At 50.0% G+C, this 17,585-nt stretch carries 21 protein-coding genes; 9 read left to right on the top strand and 12 right to left on the bottom strand.

Going from position 1 to position 17,585, the window contains the following annotated elements; all coding sequences use genetic code 11:
• Positions 1 to 79: 79 nt before the first annotated feature.
• The 4 genes from waaO to rfaQ all read right to left on the bottom strand — a co-directional run bounded on the left by waaO (position 80) and on the right by rfaQ (position 4,137).
• Entirely contained in the window at positions 80 to 1,090 is a 1,011-nt protein-coding gene (waaO, locus tag WFK85_RS19485; protein ID WP_166995790.1) for a lipopolysaccharide 3-alpha-galactosyltransferase, read from the bottom strand.
• Between the two features lie 65 nt (positions 1,091 to 1,155).
• Positions 1,156 to 1,953 (bottom strand): lipopolysaccharide core heptose(I) kinase RfaP, encoded by a 798-nt coding sequence (rfaP, locus tag WFK85_RS19480; RefSeq protein ID WP_166995792.1) that lies wholly within the window; start codon positions 1,951 to 1,953, stop codon positions 1,156 to 1,158.
• Entirely contained in the window at positions 1,946 to 3,070 is a 1,125-nt protein-coding gene (locus tag WFK85_RS19475; protein ID WP_166995834.1) for a glycosyltransferase, read from the bottom strand. The genes rfaP and WFK85_RS19475 overlap by 8 nt, the downstream gene beginning before the upstream one ends.
• Positions 3,070 to 4,137, bottom strand: a complete 1,068-nt coding sequence (rfaQ, locus tag WFK85_RS19470; protein WP_336709076.1) for a lipopolysaccharide core heptosyltransferase RfaQ — start codon at positions 4,135 to 4,137, stop codon at positions 3,070 to 3,072. The genes WFK85_RS19475 and rfaQ overlap by 1 nt, the downstream gene beginning before the upstream one ends.
• Before the next feature lie 372 nt (positions 4,138 to 4,509).
• Between rfaQ and waaA the strand changes: the two genes are divergently transcribed.
• Together waaA and coaD are read left to right on the top strand one after the other, a co-directional pair.
• Entirely contained in the window at positions 4,510 to 5,787 is a 1,278-nt protein-coding gene (waaA, locus tag WFK85_RS19465) for a lipid IV(A) 3-deoxy-D-manno-octulosonic acid transferase (RefSeq protein WP_166879358.1), read from the top strand.
• An 8-nt stretch (positions 5,788 to 5,795) separates the two neighbouring features.
• Positions 5,796 to 6,275, top strand: a complete 480-nt coding sequence (gene coaD / locus WFK85_RS19460) for a pantetheine-phosphate adenylyltransferase (RefSeq protein ID WP_008457448.1) — start codon at positions 5,796 to 5,798, stop codon at positions 6,273 to 6,275.
• On the opposite strand, the gene mutM is transcribed toward coaD, so the two are convergent.
• The 4 genes from mutM to radC form a co-directional block, all read right to left on the bottom strand.
• Positions 6,276 to 7,085, bottom strand: a complete 810-nt coding sequence (gene mutM, locus WFK85_RS19455) for a bifunctional DNA-formamidopyrimidine glycosylase/DNA-(apurinic or apyrimidinic site) lyase (protein ID WP_166995796.1) — start codon at positions 7,083 to 7,085, stop codon at positions 6,276 to 6,278. It lies immediately after the preceding gene.
• 68 nt (positions 7,086 to 7,153) lie between these two features.
• Entirely contained in the window at positions 7,154 to 7,321 is a 168-nt protein-coding gene (gene rpmG / locus WFK85_RS19450; RefSeq protein WP_002436700.1) for a 50S ribosomal protein L33, read from the bottom strand.
• Between the two features lie 20 nt (positions 7,322 to 7,341).
• On the bottom strand, positions 7,342 to 7,578 hold the full coding sequence (gene rpmB / locus WFK85_RS19445; protein WP_008457442.1) for a 50S ribosomal protein L28: 237 nt from the start codon (positions 7,576 to 7,578) through the stop codon (positions 7,342 to 7,344).
• A 214-nt stretch (positions 7,579 to 7,792) separates the two neighbouring features.
• On the bottom strand, positions 7,793 to 8,470 hold the full coding sequence (gene radC / locus WFK85_RS19440) for a RadC family protein (RefSeq protein WP_336709077.1): 678 nt from the start codon (positions 8,468 to 8,470) through the stop codon (positions 7,793 to 7,795).
• Between the two features lie 165 nt (positions 8,471 to 8,635).
• Here radC and coaBC point away from each other — a divergent pair, with 165 nt between their 5' ends.
• The 3 genes from coaBC (at position 8,636) to slmA (ending at position 11,000) form a co-directional block, all read left to right on the top strand.
• Positions 8,636 to 9,847: a bifunctional phosphopantothenoylcysteine decarboxylase/phosphopantothenate--cysteine ligase CoaBC gene (gene coaBC, locus WFK85_RS19435; protein ID WP_336709087.1), complete on the top strand. Its 1,212-nt coding sequence runs from the start codon at positions 8,636 to 8,638 to the stop codon at positions 9,845 to 9,847.
• Positions 9,825 to 10,283 (top strand): dUTP diphosphatase, encoded by a 459-nt coding sequence (dut, locus tag WFK85_RS19430; protein ID WP_034808728.1) that lies wholly within the window; start codon positions 9,825 to 9,827, stop codon positions 10,281 to 10,283. Before coaBC ends, dut begins: the two co-directional genes overlap by 23 nt.
• Before the next feature lie 120 nt (positions 10,284 to 10,403).
• The gene (gene slmA, locus WFK85_RS19425) at positions 10,404 to 11,000 is read left to right on the top strand and encodes a nucleoid occlusion factor SlmA (RefSeq protein ID WP_008457430.1); all 597 of its coding nucleotides are present in this window, start codon (positions 10,404 to 10,406) and stop codon (positions 10,998 to 11,000) included.
• Between the two features lie 37 nt (positions 11,001 to 11,037).
• Here the strand turns inward: slmA and pyrE are convergent, their stop codons facing one another.
• The gene (gene pyrE, locus WFK85_RS19420; RefSeq protein ID WP_008457428.1) at positions 11,038 to 11,679 is read right to left on the bottom strand and encodes an orotate phosphoribosyltransferase; all 642 of its coding nucleotides are present in this window, start codon (positions 11,677 to 11,679) and stop codon (positions 11,038 to 11,040) included.
• Between the two features lie 65 nt (positions 11,680 to 11,744).
• Positions 11,745 to 12,461, bottom strand: coding sequence for a ribonuclease PH (gene rph, locus WFK85_RS19415; RefSeq protein WP_008457427.1), 717 nt, complete (start codon positions 12,459 to 12,461; stop codon positions 11,745 to 11,747).
• 125 nt (positions 12,462 to 12,586) lie between these two features.
• Between rph and WFK85_RS19410 the strand changes: the two genes are divergently transcribed.
• Positions 12,587 to 13,450: a YicC/YloC family endoribonuclease gene (locus tag WFK85_RS19410; RefSeq protein WP_008457425.1), complete on the top strand. Its 864-nt coding sequence runs from the start codon at positions 12,587 to 12,589 to the stop codon at positions 13,448 to 13,450.
• A gap of 45 nt (positions 13,451 to 13,495) precedes the next feature.
• Here the strand turns inward: WFK85_RS19410 and WFK85_RS19405 are convergent, their stop codons facing one another.
• Positions 13,496 to 13,885 carry a hypothetical protein gene (locus tag WFK85_RS19405; RefSeq protein WP_008457423.1) on the bottom strand — a complete coding sequence of 130 codons (390 nt, stop codon included), beginning with the start codon at positions 13,883 to 13,885 and terminating at the stop codon, positions 13,496 to 13,498.
• A gap of 186 nt (positions 13,886 to 14,071) precedes the next feature.
• Between WFK85_RS19405 and WFK85_RS19400 the strand changes: the two genes are divergently transcribed.
• Positions 14,072 to 14,689: a trimeric intracellular cation channel family protein gene (locus WFK85_RS19400; protein WP_008457422.1), complete on the top strand. Its 618-nt coding sequence runs from the start codon at positions 14,072 to 14,074 to the stop codon at positions 14,687 to 14,689.
• Here WFK85_RS19400 and ligB read toward each other — a convergent pair.
• A complete protein-coding gene (gene ligB / locus WFK85_RS19395) occupies positions 14,683 to 16,386 on the bottom strand; it encodes an NAD-dependent DNA ligase LigB (protein ID WP_442892323.1) in 1,704 nt (567 codons plus the stop codon). The two genes, WFK85_RS19400 and ligB, sit on opposite strands and share 7 nt — an antisense overlap.
• Before the next feature lie 245 nt (positions 16,387 to 16,631).
• On the opposite strand from ligB, the gene gmk reads away from it, so the two are divergent.
• Both gmk and rpoZ read left to right on the top strand, forming a co-directional pair.
• Positions 16,632 to 17,255 carry a guanylate kinase gene (gene gmk / locus WFK85_RS19390; protein ID WP_008457418.1) on the top strand — a complete coding sequence of 208 codons (624 nt, stop codon included), beginning with the start codon at positions 16,632 to 16,634 and terminating at the stop codon, positions 17,253 to 17,255.
• Between the two features lie 54 nt (positions 17,256 to 17,309).
• Positions 17,310 to 17,585: a DNA-directed RNA polymerase subunit omega gene (rpoZ, locus tag WFK85_RS19385; RefSeq protein ID WP_008457417.1), complete on the top strand. Its 276-nt coding sequence runs from the start codon at positions 17,310 to 17,312 to the stop codon at positions 17,583 to 17,585.

Raw genomic sequence — 17,585 nt, 5'->3', positions numbered from 1 at the left:
ATTACCTTCCATCACCATTAGTCGTGTAGCATGATTATTTTCATAATATCCCATGCCAGCAATACTGTCGCGAGCACAACTATTCTTTAAATTTAGCCACATAATAGTTAAAGTAGTTCGATAGCCCCTGCAGATAAAGCTTTTGATTGAACTTATGTTTTGCAGAGTATCGATATTGGTGACTATTAATTGGCTTTAGAAGTTCGACATTACGCCAGGGTGAAGCCTCTTTCGCCGTTAAGAAGCTCTGAGAGACGGGATAAGTGCCCCAGTCATGCCACGGTTTTGTCGGACCGACATAATGAATAAAAACAGTTTCATCATTGACAGGATTCACTACGTTGTCTTTAAGCTCATAATTAATACTGAAACGAGTGTTATATTTCCCTTCAATGAATTTAACTTTCCCTACCAGCAAGACATTCAGCACATCCTGGTCAAGGTGAGTGATTTTTTCTGCCCACTGAGGATCCCGCAGCATCTCGATTGCTTTATAAGAAATATTGTTGATATTCCATTCATTGATGTTTATAAGCAAAAAACCCGCATTGAAGTAACCAGACACTAACTCCGGTGTTGAAAGTGTTGCAGCCCGGTTCGACCACCACTCAATGTCCCTTTCCACAACCACAGCGGCAATTTCGTTCTCTGCAAAAACATAATCAACTAACGGCTGAATACTTCCTTTGCAGGCGATATCCGCATCCAGATAAAGAAGTTTATCAACTTTGTGATACAGATAATCTGCAATAATAAAACGGAAGTATGTCGCGTAACTCCAGTTTTTTGTACTCGGTAATGATTTTAGCTTCTCACAGTTAATGACATAGATATTAATATGTGTTTTATATTGTTTAGCTAATGCTTCGAATCGAGCCTTATCGGCTTCACTGAATGAATCAGTGAACACATGAAACTCAAAAGATGCAGATGCATTACTCAACAAGACTGAGGAGATAGCAACGCCACAGCCGAAAAGGAAATTCTTATCAATACCAAATGCTATATTGAGAACATTGGCAGCTTTCTTTTCCTGGTAGTTAAAATCGAAAACAGAGAGGATGATATCTTCATCACTGAATTGAGACATGTTGATTCTTATCCGACTAAGATGAATAGACGACTGTAACCGGCAATGATGCCCCTTACAGGCTACTACAACGATTTTCTAATCGTTCGTTCTTTGATTTTTTCCGCTTTATCTTCTGCTTTAGCCAGCAATGCATGTTCCGTTTCTAGCACACCTCTAAGTGGCTGATTAGAATACGTCATCATAAAGCGCCAAATATCACGCTGTGTCAGCCCAATGTTCATCGATGAAAAATAGAGTCCAATGAGATCTTTATCCCGCCAGCGTCGAGGAACTTTTGTTCGAATCTGCGCACGATGCAGGTCAATCACCGAAACCTTCAGTTCGCTTTCCCGACCAGAAAAGGGGAGATGCAATAAGAAATGGCAAATATAACAATCCCGATGATTTACGCCACCACCGTGCATTTTACGTACCATTGTGGCTACACGCTCAATCAGCATCCGCTTGATTTTTACGTCAGGTGGATTCGTCGCCCAATCAGCACAGTAATCTTCGAGACTGATCGTAGGCGTTAAATCTTCAGTAATGATGAACGACGTTTTGTTGATTGGGTTTAACCCCTTTTCACCAAAACCAACGCCCTGCATCGTGTCGACATCCAGAGTTTTCAGCCGGTGAATCGCCTTCCACTCGCGATCGGCCCCTAAAACCGGCATTCGCAGCGAAATAAGATTTTTTATCACTTCGTTGATAGACGTTCCCTGGTGCCATTTTAAGAAATAGCTTTTTCCTGCGGCCTCGAAACGTAGCGTGCGGCGTGTTTCCAGTTCGCGGAAAATTTCCCCCTGAAGTTTTCTGACTTCAGCAAAAACGTCCTTTCCTTTCCAAAGAGAGGTAAAAGGTTCTTTTAACTCAACCATGCGGCTCTCCCACAATGATATCTGCTGCCTTTTCGGCCAGGCTATAAATATCCTGGGTTGAGGCATAATGACGAGCGTGACTCGCCCAGCTCAGGCGCTGCTCTGCATTACCCAGAACGTCAGATAAAGCCGCATTAAGCGATGTCTGGCTAAACGGTTCTTTGATAACAACCCCACACTCAGCGTCTGCAATATAATGTGCATAGCCGCAAACTTCCGTCACAAGGATTGGCAATCCGGCAGCTATCGCCTCAAGCAAGACAATACCGGCAGCTTCCTGGTAGGCAGGATGAATCAAAACATCCGCAGCCATCATCAGTTCAGAGACGTCATCTCTTCCGGAGAAGAAACTAACCCGGCTCTCTACGCCACGTTTCTGCGCTAATGTCTTAAACCGCCCGGGTTTATCCTGCCCGACAACAAACAAAGTGGTTCGACTACGGATGGCCTCAGGCAAAGCAGCCAACGCTTCAATAGAGCGATCAACGCCTTTACGCGAGAAATCGGAGCCTACCTGCAAAACGAGGTAGTCATTCACACCAATGCCGTTTTTTTCTCTGTAACGCTCCCGGCTACCCTGCGGATGGTTGTCGAATCGACGATCGGGGTAAATACCTGGAGGCAGGATCAGAAAACGCGAAGATTCCGTACCATAGTGTTTTTCAAAATCAGCAATTTGCTTATCAGTCAGCATCAGCAACTTGGTTGATTTTCCTTGCTCGAATGTGGCTTTTTCAAACTGTGAATAATGCCGATATCGGGCGGTCAGGCGATAAAAGAAACCTTTCTCTTGTGCTACTTTTTCGGCGTAACAAACGTCTGCTGCATAATAAACATCGAGACCCGGCATTTTATTAAAACCCACTACGCGGTCTACCGGATGCTGACTCAGATGAGCCTTCACCCATTGATAATATTCAGCATTACGACCGTGGTTCGTTTTTGACCGCACAGGAACGATGACGATATCAAAGGCATCAGGTTTCTCGCCCTGCCAGGACTGCACATAAACCCGGACGTTATGCCCACGCGATGCAACAGCCCCGGCAATACGCATAAAATCGCGCTGCAGGCCGCCAAAGGGAAAATATTTATACAGACAAAAAGCAACTGTCATCATGCTTCGTCTCTTGGTGATAGCGCCGCAGCGGCAGGAAGCATTTTAGAAATGGCGGTAATCACATCCTCAGCAGGGATCACCGACATATATTTTTTATTGCGGTCGAGTTGAGCACGGGACGGCATAGATTGATAGTTACCTGCCCAGAATTGCGTAATTTGCTCTGTCCATGGACGCCAGTAAACATGGTCCGTTGCACCAAACAGGCTAATGACAGGCGTTTTTACCGCCGCAGCAATATGCCCAGGCGCTGAGTCCACCCCAATAAACAATGCTGCATGATCGATTAAAGCGCCCAACTCCGGGAAGGTTGTTTTGCCGGCAAGCGCCACAACGGGCATTATTTTGCATCCTTGAGCTATCTCATTAACGCAGGCGAGATCGTCCCGACCCGGTCCAGAGGTCAATACAACCGGAAATCCTTCATCCTGCAAGTAATCAATGATCTGAGAAAACTTATCGTTGTCCCAACACTTAAAGAGCTGTCGGGCCGTGGGCTGAATGACAACATACTTGTCAGCAACGCTTTCAGCATCAAGCACTTCACGGATCTTTTGCCAATCGGCCTCAGTGTAGTACAGCGTTGTTTCTGTAAAAAAATCCGTAATTCCTAAAGGAGAGAGCACTGAGAGGCTAGCTTCAACGACATGCTTACCAACGACAGGGGCAACGTGAGTGAAGCTTTTTTTCCAGAATGAAGACTGCCGGTGAGCGTAATCCTGGGAAATTTTTACTGTCGGCCCAAGGCAGCGAACCATCCATGCCACGCTCCGCTGATCGGTCAGATTAACAATCAGGTCATAATGATTGCTCCGCAAGCGGCGAATCAAGGAAAGAAAATTACTGATTTTCTTTCCTGTTTTAACGCCTTTGTTGCTTATACCGTAGCGCGCATTTATTTCTGGATTTCCAGAAAGAATGGGAAGGGTATCCTGATACTGCAGGACATCTATTTTTGCTTCAGGATAGTTGCGCTTAAGGGTACTGATCACAGGCGTTGTCAGCAACATGTCGCCGTGAAAGCGCATTTTAATCACTAAAATTCTTTTAAATGTCGTATTCACCGTCAGCTCTTAATATCAGCAATACCGAAAAATAAAAAACACGCTACCGCCCCAGGCTCCACAGCTACCTGTTCACTGACAACGTGTTCATTTTTACGTGTAGTGTACCACTTATCGCTCCCATTCCGAAGGATACGCAAGCCAAGACAATTCATTGATAAATATATGAATTAAAATAATTTATTTTCCTTAAACTCAAAGACCATTCACTTTTGACTTTTGCACAACTGCTCAATCCAACCATTGCCTGGCAATACATACCTTTGATGCACGCCATCAACTTGGTTTTCGCCCAATTTCCGCAAAAGTAATGGCAAAGCTCAGGTTAAATACATAGAATCCCCAGCACATTCATAATGCCAGCCGTGTCCTATGCTCCAATTGCTTTACACCGTACTGCTTTACCTCATACAGCCACTCATCTGGCTGCGATTATGGGTGCGCGGTCGTAAAGCTCCTGCATACCGCAAACGCATTGGCGAGCGCTACGGTTTCTATAAAAAGCCGCTCAAGCCAGGTGGTATTATGTTGCATTCGGTTTCCGTTGGGGAAACTCTGGCCGCCATACCTCTGGTTCGCGCGCTTCGCCACCGCTATCCAGAATTGCCGATTACCGTCACGACAATGACACCAACCGGCTCAGAAAGGGTCATGTCCGCTTTCGGAGAAGACGTCCAGCACGTCTATCTGCCTTACGATTTGCCGTGTGCGCTCAACCGCTTCCTGGATAAAGTCGATCCAAAGCTGGTGCTTATTATGGAAACCGAACTTTGGCCAAACCTGATAGCCGCGCTGCACAAACGCTATATCCCATTAGTGATTGCCAATGCCAGGCTTTCCGCACGCTCGGCAAAGGGCTACGCAAAACTTGGTGACTTTGTCAGAACGCTGCTGCAGCGCATTACGCTTATCGCCGCACAGAACGAAGAAGATGGTGAACGCTTCATCTCACTAGGTGCAAAACGGAGCCAATTGACGGTTACCGGTAGCCTTAAGTTTGATATTTCGGTGACACCACAGCTGGCCGCTCGAGCCGTGACGCTGCGCCGGCAGTGGGCGCCGCACCGCCCGGTCTGGATAGCTACCAGCACGCACGAAGGCGAAGAAAGCATCGTCGTGCAAGCTCATCAGTCGCTTTTAAAGCAGTTTCCTAACTTACTGCTGATCCTTGTACCACGCCACCCGGAACGCTTCCCGGATGCCATCAATCTGGTCAGAAATGCTGGATTAAGCTACATAACTCGCTCTTCTGGAGAGGTACCGTCTTCCAGTACGCAGGTCGTCATTGGCGATACTATGGGTGAGTTAATGTTACTGTACGGGATTGCCGATCTGGCTTTTGTTGGCGGCTCGTTAGTTGAGCGTGGTGGCCATAATCCCCTCGAACCAGCCGCACACGCTATTCCAGTGTTAATGGGTCCACATACCTTTAACTTCAAAGATATCTGCGCGCGCCTGTCGCAGGCAGATGGCCTAATCACCGTGACGGACGAGCAGTCATTAGTAAAAGAGATTGCGTCTTTGCTCACAGATGAGGATTATCGTAACTTCTACGGGCGCCATGCTGTGGAAGTGCTTTACCAGAACCAGGGTGCATTGCAGCGCCTGTTACAGCTACTGGAACCTTATCTCCCCCCTAAAACACACTAAGGTCAGATATGCAAAAGCGGGCAATCTATCCGGGGACTTTCGATCCCATCACCAACGGCCATATTGATATCGTTACCCGTGCAGCCAGTATGTTTGACCAGGTGATCCTTGCGATTGCAGCAAGCCCCAGCAAGAATGCCTTGTTCACCCTGGATGAACGCGTTGCGCTGGCGCAGCAGGCACTTGCGCATTTACCCAACGTTCAGGTTCTCGGTTTCAGCGATTTAATGGCAAGCTTTGCACGTAACCAGCAGGCGAACGTGCTGGTGCGTGGGTTGCGTACCGCGGCTGATTTTGAATATGAAATGCAGCTGGCCCACATGAACCGCCATCTCATGCCTGAACTGGAAAGCGTGTTCCTGATGCCATCTAAAGAGTGGTCGTTTGTCTCTTCTTCCCTTGTCAAAGAAGTGGCGCGCCATCACGGAGATGTCGCCCACTTCCTGCCAGAGCATGTCTGTAAAGCGCTTATCGAAAGGCTTAAATAGCTATCGCTGACAGCGGCGACAATAGTAAGTGCTACGCTGGGCGTGCTTAGCAGCGGAAATCGGCGTACCGCATACCCTGCAAGGCTCTCCTTCCCGGCCATATACCTGCAGCTCCTGAGCAAAATAGCCGGGTTTGCCATCGGACTGAAGGAAGTCTTTTAAAGTGGTTCCACCTTGTTCTATTGAGCGTTGCAATACAGCTTTGATAGCTGCGACCAGAGTTTCAGACTCTTTTTTTGATAGCGACTGCGCGCTACGGTCGGGATGGATCCCCGCTGCGAACAAGGATTCGCTGGCATAGATATTCCCCACCCCAACAACCAGTTTGTTATCCATTAGCCAGGGCTTGATAGCCGTTTTCTTTTTGGCCGATTTTTCGCGCAGGTATTCTGCACTGAATGTGTCGCTCAAAGGCTCCGGACCAAGGTGAGACAATACATTGCTCCCTTCCAGCTCTTTGACCCACAGCCAGGCGCCAAAGCGGCGGGGATCGGTATAGCGCAGAACTTTGCCGTTACTCATGATCAGATCGACATGATCGTGCTTTTCCGCAGGAAGTTCTTCCGCGAGGATCCTCAGGCTGCCGGACATTCCCAGATGAATGATGATCCAGCCATCCGGTAGCTCCAGCAGCAAATACTTCGCCCGCCGCTGTACGCTCAACACCGGCTTATCGCTCAGAGCATGTATTTCATCAGAAACCGGCCAGCGCAGTCGAGCATTGCGCACAACGGCATACAGGATGGTTTCACCCACCAGGTGCGGCTCAATACCGCGACGACTGGTTTCTACCTCTGGTAATTCAGGCATCTCTCCTCCGGGAAGCAGGCATAAAAAAACCCGGCCTGAGCCGGGTTTCTTCAACAAAGTTACCAGAATTATTTAATTTTGGCTTCTTTGTATACAACGTGCTGACGGACAACTGGATCGAACTTTTTCAGTTCCAGTTTTTCCGGCTTAGTACGTTTGTTCTTCGTGGTGGTATAGAAGTGACCAGTACCAGCAGAAGAAACCAGCTTGATTTTCTCACGAATACCTTTAGCCATGATTTATTTCCTCTAAGTACTTAGTACTTTTCGCCACGGGCACGCAGTTCGGACAGAACTGTATCGATGCCTTTCTTATCGATTACACGCATACCTTTAGCAGATACACGCAGGGTGACAAAACGCTTCTCGCTCTCAACCCAGAAACGGTGAGAGTGCAGGTTCGGCAGGAAACGGCGTTTAGTCGCGTTCAGTGCGTGGGAACGGTTATTACCGGTCGCCGGACGCTTGCCAGTAACTTGGCAGACTCGGGACATGTCTATTCTCCAAAAATCAAATTAGCTCGAGCTTCGTATAGGGTTAGGCGCCTCGTCAGGCTGCAAGCCTGGTCCCTGGCGGTTCAATGTGAACCACAGTGCCAGGCGCATAATGCCAAACCCGAGATTCTCAAAGGTGGCGTAGTATACGCTGTGTGAGGCATGTGCTCAAGTCCCGAACAGACAAAGATCCCAATGGATCGCGCCTGATGGCTTAAATCCACCCTCGTTCAGCGAAAGAAACGTATTCTCCGTGACCAATAACCAGATGATCAAGCACTCGAATTTCCATAAACAGGCAAACTTTCACGATGCGTTCCGTAATAGCCCGGTCTGCTTTACTGGGTTCGGCCTTACCTGACGGGTGGTTGTGCGCCAGTATAATGGCACCGGCGTTGCATTTCATCGCTTCACGGACAATTTCTCTCGGGTGAACTTCAACGTGACTTAGCGTTCCGGCAAACAACCGCTCACATTTAATAACCTGATGCTGATTATTCAAAAATAGCACCATAAAGATTTCACGCTGCTCGGTCGTCAACTGACTCTGCACATACTCCCGCACCTTTCCAGGCGTAAGCAATGAGAGTTCTTTGATACCCTGAGACGAGTAATAACGCCTCGCCAGCTCGGCAATCGCGTTTAGTTGAGTGTATTTCGCTTCACCAATCCCCTTCACGCCCTTGAAATGGGAATAATCTGCCGACAACAAGCGGTGCAGGGAACCAAACTCACGCAGCAGCATATTGGCAAAAACCAAAACGTGCATTCCCTGGTGGCCCGTACGTAAAAAGAGCGCAAGCAGCTCAGTATCGGTGAGAGCACCCACACCGAATTGCAGCAGCTTTTCCCTGGGTAAATACGCGTTTTCAATCTCATTATCCCTGTCCATCGCACCTCTCCCTCTCTTAATACTCTCATGATGCGGCCTTTTTTATTATCAGGCGATGAGCGGGTTTTGGTCTTGCGTAGTGCCTCGCAAACTGCAAAAAGTCGCCTGTCAGGGATTGTGATAAAATGGCCATTCGACTGTGACTTCCAACGGATAAAAATCATGATGGGACTTTCCGGCAAGAAAATTGTTCTTGGTGTGAGCGGCGGTATTGCTGCCTATAAAACACCTGAGCTGGTTCGTCGTCTGCGCGATCGCGGAGCGGATGTACGAGTGGTAATGACCGAGGCGGCGAAGGCCTTCATCACGCCACTAAGTTTGCAAGCAGTGTCCGGTTATCCTGTGTCCGACAGTTTGCTAGACCCCGCAGCAGAAGCCGCCATGGGCCACATCGAACTCGGCAAATGGGCAGATTTAGTGATACTCGCACCTGCGACAGCAGACCTGATTGCGCGCGTGACTGCAGGCATGGCAAACGACCTGGTCAGCACTATTTGCCTGGCAACCGCCGCACCGGTTGCCGTTGTTCCGGCAATGAACCAACAAATGTTCCGCGCGGCCGCCACTCAACATAATTTGGACGTGCTAAGCGCTCGTGGTCTCCTGATTTGGGGCCCGGATAGCGGAAGCCAGGCCTGCGGCGATACTGGACCAGGCCGAATGTTAGATCCGCTAACGCTGGTTGATATGGCCGTTGAACATTTCTCCGTAGTCAAAGATCTGCAACATCTGAACGTCATGATTACCGCCGGCCCAACGCGCGAACGCCTGGATCCCGTCAGATACATTACTAACGACAGCTCAGGAAAGATGGGGTTTTCTATAGCCGCCGCAGCGGCAGCTCGCGGGGCAAACGTAACCCTGATTTCAGGCCCGGTAAATCTGCCTACTCCGGCATGGGTCAACCGCATTGACGTCACTACGGCGCTGGAAATGAATGAAGTGGTCCAAAAACGCGTCACCGGGCAGCATATATTCATTGGCTGTGCCGCCGTTGCCGACTATCGAGCAGCCGTGGTTGCTGACGAGAAAATTAAAAAGCAAGGCGATGAAATTACGCTAAAAATGGTCAAAAACCCGGATGTTGTTGCGGGTGTTGCGGCGCTTTCTGAAGGACGTCCCTATGTAGTAGGGTTTGCCGCCGAAACAAATAATGTGGAAGAATACGCCCGGAAAAAACGTGCCGCTAAAAACCTGGATCTGATCTGCGCTAATGACGTATCTCAGAATAATCAAGGGTTTAATAGCGATAATAACGCATTGTACCTTTTCTGGCAGGAGGGAGACAAAGTCTTACCGCTTGAGCGTAAAGCACTCCTTGGCCACCTTTTACTGGACGAGATCGTTACCCGCTATGATGAAAAAAATCGACGTTAAAATTCTGGACCCGCGAGTTGGTCAGCAATTCCCGTTACCAACTTACGCCACCTCCGGCTCTGCCGGTCTTGACCTGCGCGCTTGCCTGGATGACGCCGTAGAACTTGCACCTGGTGCAACAACGCTGCTGCCAACCGGCCTGGCTATTCACATTGCTGACGCCTCTCTGGCAGCGGTCATCCTGCCTCGTTCCGGCCTGGGCCACAAACACGGTGTTGTGCTGGGTAACCTGGTGGGGCTGATTGACTCCGATTATCAAGGCCAGCTGATGGTTTCTGTCTGGAACCGCGGCCAGGACAGCTTCACCATTCAGCCCGGCGAACGCATTGCGCAGATGGTCTTTGTACCTGTTGTGCAGGCCGAATTTAACCTGGTTGAAGATTTTGACGCCAGCGACCGTGGCGAAGGCGGATTTGGTCATTCAGGCCGCCAGTAATACCGTTTTATCAACGTAACCCTACCGCGTAGATAACGTTAAAACAGACCGCAAACCAAGCGTTTGTGGACGCGGTTCGGTGCTTGCCTGACAAGGTATTTTTCAGGGGTATTTTAGAACATGGCAGAAAAACAGACCGCGAAAAGGAATCGTCGCGAGGAAATACTTCAGTCTCTGGCTCAAATGCTCGAATCCAGCGACGGCAGCCAACGCATTACGACCGCTAAACTAGCGGCAACCGTTGGCGTATCCGAAGCCGCACTTTATCGGCATTTCCCCAGCAAAATGAAAATGTTCGATAGCCTGATTGAGTTTATCGAAGACAGCCTGATTACCCGCATTAACCTGATTCTAAAAGATGAAAAAGACACGCTGGCCCGCCTGCGGTTGATCGTACTTTTGGTGTTGGGTTTTGGTGAACGGAACCCTGGTCTGACGCGTATCCTCACCGGGCACGCGCTGATGTTTGAGCAAGATCGCCTGCAGGATCGCATCAACCAGCTTTTTGAACGCATTGAGGTTCAGCTGCGCCAGGTTATGCGTGAAAAGAAAATGCGCGAAGGCGAAGGGTTTAGCACCGATGAATCCTTGCTGGCGAGCCAGCTACTGGCTTTCTGTGAAGGAATGCTGTCACGATTTGTGAGAAGTGATTTCCGCTATCTGCCTACGGATGATTTTGATACCCGCTGGCCGCTCATTGCTGCTCAGCTTTACTAGTCAATAAGGGCCGGAAGGCCCTTATTTATTTTCCGACTTAGACGCCGAACTCTTCGCGATATTTACGCACTGCAGCCAGCTTGTCCGCCATTTCTGGCTTCTCTTCCAGGTAAGAAATCAGGTCTTTGAGCGTAATGATCGAAATGACTTTGCACTGATAGTCGCGCTCAACTTCCTGAATGGCGGAGATATCCGCACGGCCACGCTCCTGTCGGTCGAGAGAAATAAGCACCCCGGCAAGGCTCGCACCGTTCGCGGCAATGATCTCCATTGACTCACGAATAGCGGTCCCAGCCGTTATCACGTCGTCCACCAGCATAACGCGGCCCTGAAGCGCACTGCCCACCAAATTACCGCCTTCGCCATGATCTTTCGCTTCTTTGCGGTTAAAGCAGTAAGGCACATCGCGCTCGTGATGCTCAGCCAGTGCCACCGCGGTCGTTGTCGCGATAGGAATACCTTTATAAGCCGGGCCAAAGAGCAGATCAAAATCGATGCCGGAGTCCATCAGAGCGGCAGCATAGAAACGCCCTAATAACGCCAGATCGCGCCCGGTATTAAACAGCCCGGCGTTGAAGAAATAGGGGCTAGTGCGCCCGGATTTCAGCGTGAATTCGCCAAACTTGAGTACCTGTTTGTTAAGCGCAAACTCAATAAACTGGCGCTGATACGGTTTCATGGATTTGCTCCTTAGCATTGTGACACGGACATAAAAAAAGCGACTTCTCAGTCGCTTTTAAAAAATTAATTTTCTAACGCCGCCTTCTGCGACGCGATGATGGAATCAATGCCCCCTCGAGCCAACGCCAGTAGCGCCAGTAACTCTTCGTGGGAGAACGGCTCACCTTCCGCAGTACCCTGCACCTCAATCATGCGCCCGTCTTCCATCATGACAACATTCATGTCGGTTTCGGCTGCCGAGTCTTCGACATATTCCAGATCGCAGAGAGCTTCACCGTTGACGATACCAACGGAAACCGCCGCAACCATCCCTTTCATAGGATTAGTTTTCAGTTTGCCAGAAGCGACCAGACCGTTTAACGCATCGGCCAGCGCTACACAGGCACCGGTGATGGACGCGGTGCGAGTGCCGCCGTCGGCCTGCAGAACGTCGCAGTCCAGGGTGATGGTGAATTCACCCAATGCTTTTAGGTCCACCGCTGCGCGTAGTGAACGGGCGATGAGACGTTGAATCTCGAGAGTACGGCCACCTTGTTTGCCTTTTGCCGCTTCACGGGCATTACGGCTATGGGTTGCACGCGGCAGCATGCCGTATTCAGCGGTGATCCAGCCCTGACCCTGGCCTTTCAGAAAGCGAGGCACGCCTTCTTCAAGGGTCGCGGTGCACAACACTTTGGTATCACCGAACTCGACAAGCACGGAACCTTCAGCGTGTTTAGTGTAATGACGGGTCAGGGTAACTGGGCGCACTTGTTCGGCGCTACGACCTGATGGACGCATGGGCTTTTCTCCGGCTAAAACGAATGTGGCTGCGCATTATACGGACTTCAGGCGCTTATTCCTATCCTGCAAGACCCCTGATGGCTATAATCCCCCCATACATTAGCTGAAAACGGGTACGTACTATGATCCGCAGTATGACCGCCTACGCCCGGCGTGAAGTAAAAGGTGAATGGGGCTCCGCCTCCTGGGAATTACGCTCGGTAAACCAGCGCTATCTCGAAACGTATATCCGCATGCCGGAACAGTTCCGCAGTCTTGAGCCTGTTGCTCGTGAGCGAATTCGCAACCGCCTCACCCGCGGAAAAATTGAGTGCAACCTGCGCTTTGAGCCCGATGCCCGTTCACAAGGATCGCTGATTCTTAATGAAAAGCTGGCTAAGCAGCTGGTTGAGGCCGCTAACTGGGTCAAAATGCAAAGCGATGAAGGTGAAATCAACCCGGTTGATATTCTACGCTGGCCAGGCGTGATGGCCGCTCAGGAGCAGGATCTTGATGCGATTACCGCTGAAATCCTTTCCGCCCTTGATGGCGCCCTGGACGACTTTATTGTTGCCCGTGAAACCGAAGGTCAGGCCCTGAAAGGGCTGATTGAACAACGCCTGGAAGGCGTCAGCGCCGAAGTGGTTAAAGTCCGTGCTCAAATGCCAGAAGTAGTGAAATGGCAGCGCGAGCGCCTGGTTAACAAGCTGGAAGAGGCCGAAGTTCAGCTTGAGAACAACCGCCTTGAACAAGAACTGGTGCTGATGGCACAGCGCATTGACGTCGCGGAAGAGCTGGACCGTCTGGAAGCCCACGTCAAAGAGACCTACAACATCCTGAAAAAGAAAGAAGCCGTTGGTCGTCGCCTCGACTTTATGATGCAGGAGTTTAACCGCGAGTCGAATACTCTGGCCTCCAAGTCTATCAATGCCGACGTGACCAATTCAGCTATCGAGCTGAAAGTTCTGATCGAGCAGATGCGCGAACAGATTCAGAATATCGAATAGCGTGACATAAGCCTGCGTTCAGCAGGCTTTTTCTTTTGATGCGTACTAGGTATACGCCAATAGCTGCTCCGCAGTGATAAGCCTCATCTTTTCAAGCTGAATAGCTACCGCTCTCGGAGAACGTTCAAACTCATCCCCCAGGGTTTCGATAGCGCCAGTTTGCTCAAATCGCTCTGCAAGAATCAGTTTCTCTTCTTCGGCCCAGGGAAAGTGAGACTTAGCCGGACGTCCTTCGGCAAGGTTACGCTGCTGTCTCTCCTCAGGGGTTAGCCTGGGCTTTTTCTGTTTTTCCGGGCTCACCGACAGCTCCTCAGCCAGGGCAAACAGCGCTCTTATCGCTTCCGGCTTATTGGCTGTTGATTTAGCGCCAAGCACCTCTCCAGTTTCTGGATTGACGCCATTTGCTAGCGCTTTTAACATCGCCGATATTTTCATTGCGCCTCCTTAAATACTTCTACTAATCCATTTAATTTGAAAAGAACCTGACAACCCATAAATATAAAGGACAAGTTTTATATTTTGGATAAATAAAACTAATCCATATTCATTCAGCTTAGAAAATCTCAATCGTGACATAGTGCACAAAACGTTACCCTCTGCCGGTATTCTGAGGGGACAAATATGCTTCTACACATTCTTTATTTGATTGGTATTACGGCGGAAGCCATGACCGGGGCCCTGGCCGCCGGGCGTCGTCGCATGGATACGTTTGGCGTCATTATTATCGCCACTGCCACGGCGCTGGGCGGCGGTTCTGTTCGCGATATTCTGCTGGGCCACTATCCCCTCGGCTGGGTGAAACACCCTGAGTACGTAGTGATTGTTGCCGTTGCGGCAGTACTCACAACCATCATGGCTCCCGTAATGCCGCACCTACGCAAACTCTTTTTGGTACTGGATGCGCTGGGTCTCGTTGTCTTTTCTATTATCGGTGCGCAGGTTGCTTTGGATATGGGCGAAGGCCCAATCATTGCGACCATTGCCGCCGTTGTCACCGGCGTCTTTGGCGGTGTGCTGAGAGATATGTTCTGCAAACGAATTCCCCTCGTGTTCCAGAAAGAACTGTACGCTGGTATCGCCTTTGCTTCAGCCGTGCTGTATATCGCGCTGCAGCACTACGTCAGCAGCCATGACGTCGTGGTTATAGCAACCTTATTGTTCGGCTTTAGCTCTCGGCTACTGGCACTGCGTCTGCGGCTTGGTCTACCTGTATTCCATTACAAACACGCCGATCACTGATGACCAAAACCCGGGATGTTATGCTGGCCAAGGAAGGCGGCCAGGGCAATCACCTGTGGATGCTTCATAAAATCGACTAACTGACTTGCCCGCTTAGCTCCCACACCGGGTAAAGTTTGCCATCGGGATTGATCCCAGTCGCCAAGCTGCTGCCAGTGCTTGTCTTTAAGAACGGCATGCGAACTTCGCGGCAGCGGCATCCCTAAGGCCAATACCCAGCGGATAAACGGCTGTTTTCGGGACAGAGAAAACTGATGCCATAACAGCTCGGCTTTTTTCACTGAAATTCCCGGTAAACCAGACAGAATTGTCTTGTTCAAATCCAGCCATGAAAAAACGTGCTGAAAGCGTGACGTCATGTGTAAATGGCGCCAGGTGCTTTGACTAACGCCAGCCAAATCCAGAACTTGCTTTTGGCTCATCCCCGTCAGACGGGCAATAAATTGTTCTGCGCATTCAGATGAAGCATAAAGACAAGTCACCGGTGTAAAAGCCACCATTTCCGGTATGGATGAGTCTCGCTGGCTGACGCGCCAGACGACTTCGTCTATCCGAGGTATTCCCTGTCCCGCCAGACTTATTTTTACTTTATCACCGGCCACAACATCCCATTCCTGCCAGCGCTTTAGTGAACCGATATTCACTCGTCGAACACGTTTATCGTCGAGCTGAACCTCTTCCAATTCAAGCACGACGGACACCTTACCCGTTCGCCCTACGGCAAAATCAACGTTATGGACCACGGCGATTTGCTCAGCAGGAGGATATTTCCACGCGATGGCCCACTCCCCCTGCCCCGGCTGCCAGAATTTAGCCTCGGGTTCACGTTCCTGACGAATCACAATGCCATCCGTGACAAAGGGAAGAGACTGGCGAAACCACCCCTCACGTAAGCGGGCAATTTCATCAATGTTTGTTACAGGCCGGGACCATAGAGCCGTCAGAGAAAACCCGGCATCACGCAATATACTGCCTTTTTCAGCATGGCTTTTGGGGCCATCTGGCCATGCCCAGATAAAAATGCCCAGCGCGTCTGGATCGCTAACCACCCCGGTACGAAGCATTTCCCCGGCAACTTTAGATCTCGCATTCACACCTCCAGCCAGGCTTTGAATATGGCCTTCCCGTTTCAGGAAAAGCTCGCCTTGCAGCACGCTGTTCGCAAGAGGTCCGGCAAGATGAAGGGGTATGGCATCAATACCGGCAGCTTTATGCGTCCAGTCCTCTCCTTTAATGCCATTGCCACGGCTTAGCATTTTCACCAGCCGCCCTTGTTGATAGACCAGTGTGATAGCCACCCCATCTACTTTGGGCTGTACCCATAAGTTCTGTCGGCCTGCAGCCCATAGCTCGACTGCACGTTTATCCGGTAACTTTTTCAGCCCTGTATGCGCAACAGGATGAGACGAGTTTCCTGCTGCTCCCATCCTTGCAGACTCTGCCTCTTGCCCCTGTTTAATGCAGCGCCTCCAGACAGACAGTGTCTCCTTTAAGTCATCGTAAACGGCATCGCTCACCAAACTTTTTCCCCGCTGGTAATAGGCGTCATCCCAGAGGGATAGCTGGTGCGTAAGGCGTTCAATCTCCTTCTGTGTTCTGACATCAGACCATGCTGGACACGATGCCATTACCGTTGATGAAACCCCCAGTAAAATGACAAAAACTGCTAACGCGACCCCTTTCATACCACCCTCCATTTCCTTTCTCCGGGGAGGTATAACCGTGTCCAGCATCAATCGCGAGCATGAAAGATCCTGCGTACGAGATACGTCCCTAAAAACTAATCTCGTTGCATCGAGAATGACAAAAAGGTGGAAAACATCGCGTAAAACACGAGAAAAAACGTACCTGGCAATGACAAAACCTACGTACTGGGGCAGCGGTGTGTATAATATGCCGGTAGACGCTCTTCCCTTTATGCATACCGATTAAGTTAGAACTCATGGCTCAAGGCACGCTTTATATTGTTTCCGCTCCAAGTGGCGCGGGTAAATCCAGCCTCATCCAGGCTTTGTTAAAGACGCAACCGCTGTATGACACCCAGGTTTCCATCTCGCACACCACTCGCGGTGAACGCCCAGGTGAAAATCACGGGGAACATTACTTCTTTGTCAGCAAAGACGAATTCCAGCAGATGATCGCTGAAGACGCTTTTCTTGAGCACGCGGAAGTATTTGGTAACTACTACGGTACATCCCGCCAGGCGATCGAAAATGTGCTGGCGACCGGCGTAGATGTGTTTTTAGATATCGACTGGCAGGGTGCAGAGCAAATTCGTAAGAAAATGCCGCAATCCCGCAGTATCTTTATTCTGCCGCCGTCAAAAGACGAGCTGGACCGGCGCCTGCGTGGTCGCGGTCAGGATAGCGAAGAGGTGATTGCAAAACGCATGGCGCAAGCCGTTGCAGAAATGAGTCACTATGCGGAGTATGATTACCTTATCGTTAATGATGACTTCGACACTGCCCTGTCTGATTTAAAGATAATCATTCGTGCCGAGCGTCTACGAATGGGTCGCCAAAAGATGCGACATGACGCTTTAATCAGCAAACTATTGGCAGACTGACACCAGTTTCAGTATCATGCCCAGTCATTTCTTCACCTGTGGAGCATTTTAATTATGGCACGCGTAACCGTTCAGGACGCTGTAGAGAAAATTGGTAACCGTTTTGACCTGGTACTTGTGGCCGCGCGTCGCGCTCGTCAGATGCAGGTTGGCGGTAAAGATCCGCTGGTACCGGAAGAAAACGATAAAACGACCGTTATCGCACTGCGTGAAATCGAAGAAGGGTTGATCACCAACCAGATTCTCGATGTTCGTGAGCGCCAGGAACAGCAAGAGCAGGAAGCCGCAGAACTGCAGGCCGTGACTGCTATTGCTGAAGGTCGTCGTTAA

The sequence above is a fragment of the Cedecea sp. VD22 genome, from assembly GCF_037150195.1.
Lineage (GTDB): Bacteria > Pseudomonadota > Gammaproteobacteria > Enterobacterales > Enterobacteriaceae > Cedecea.
Note: the sequence above shows the minus strand (reverse complement) of the source record. Positions and strands in the feature narration are given on the sequence as shown.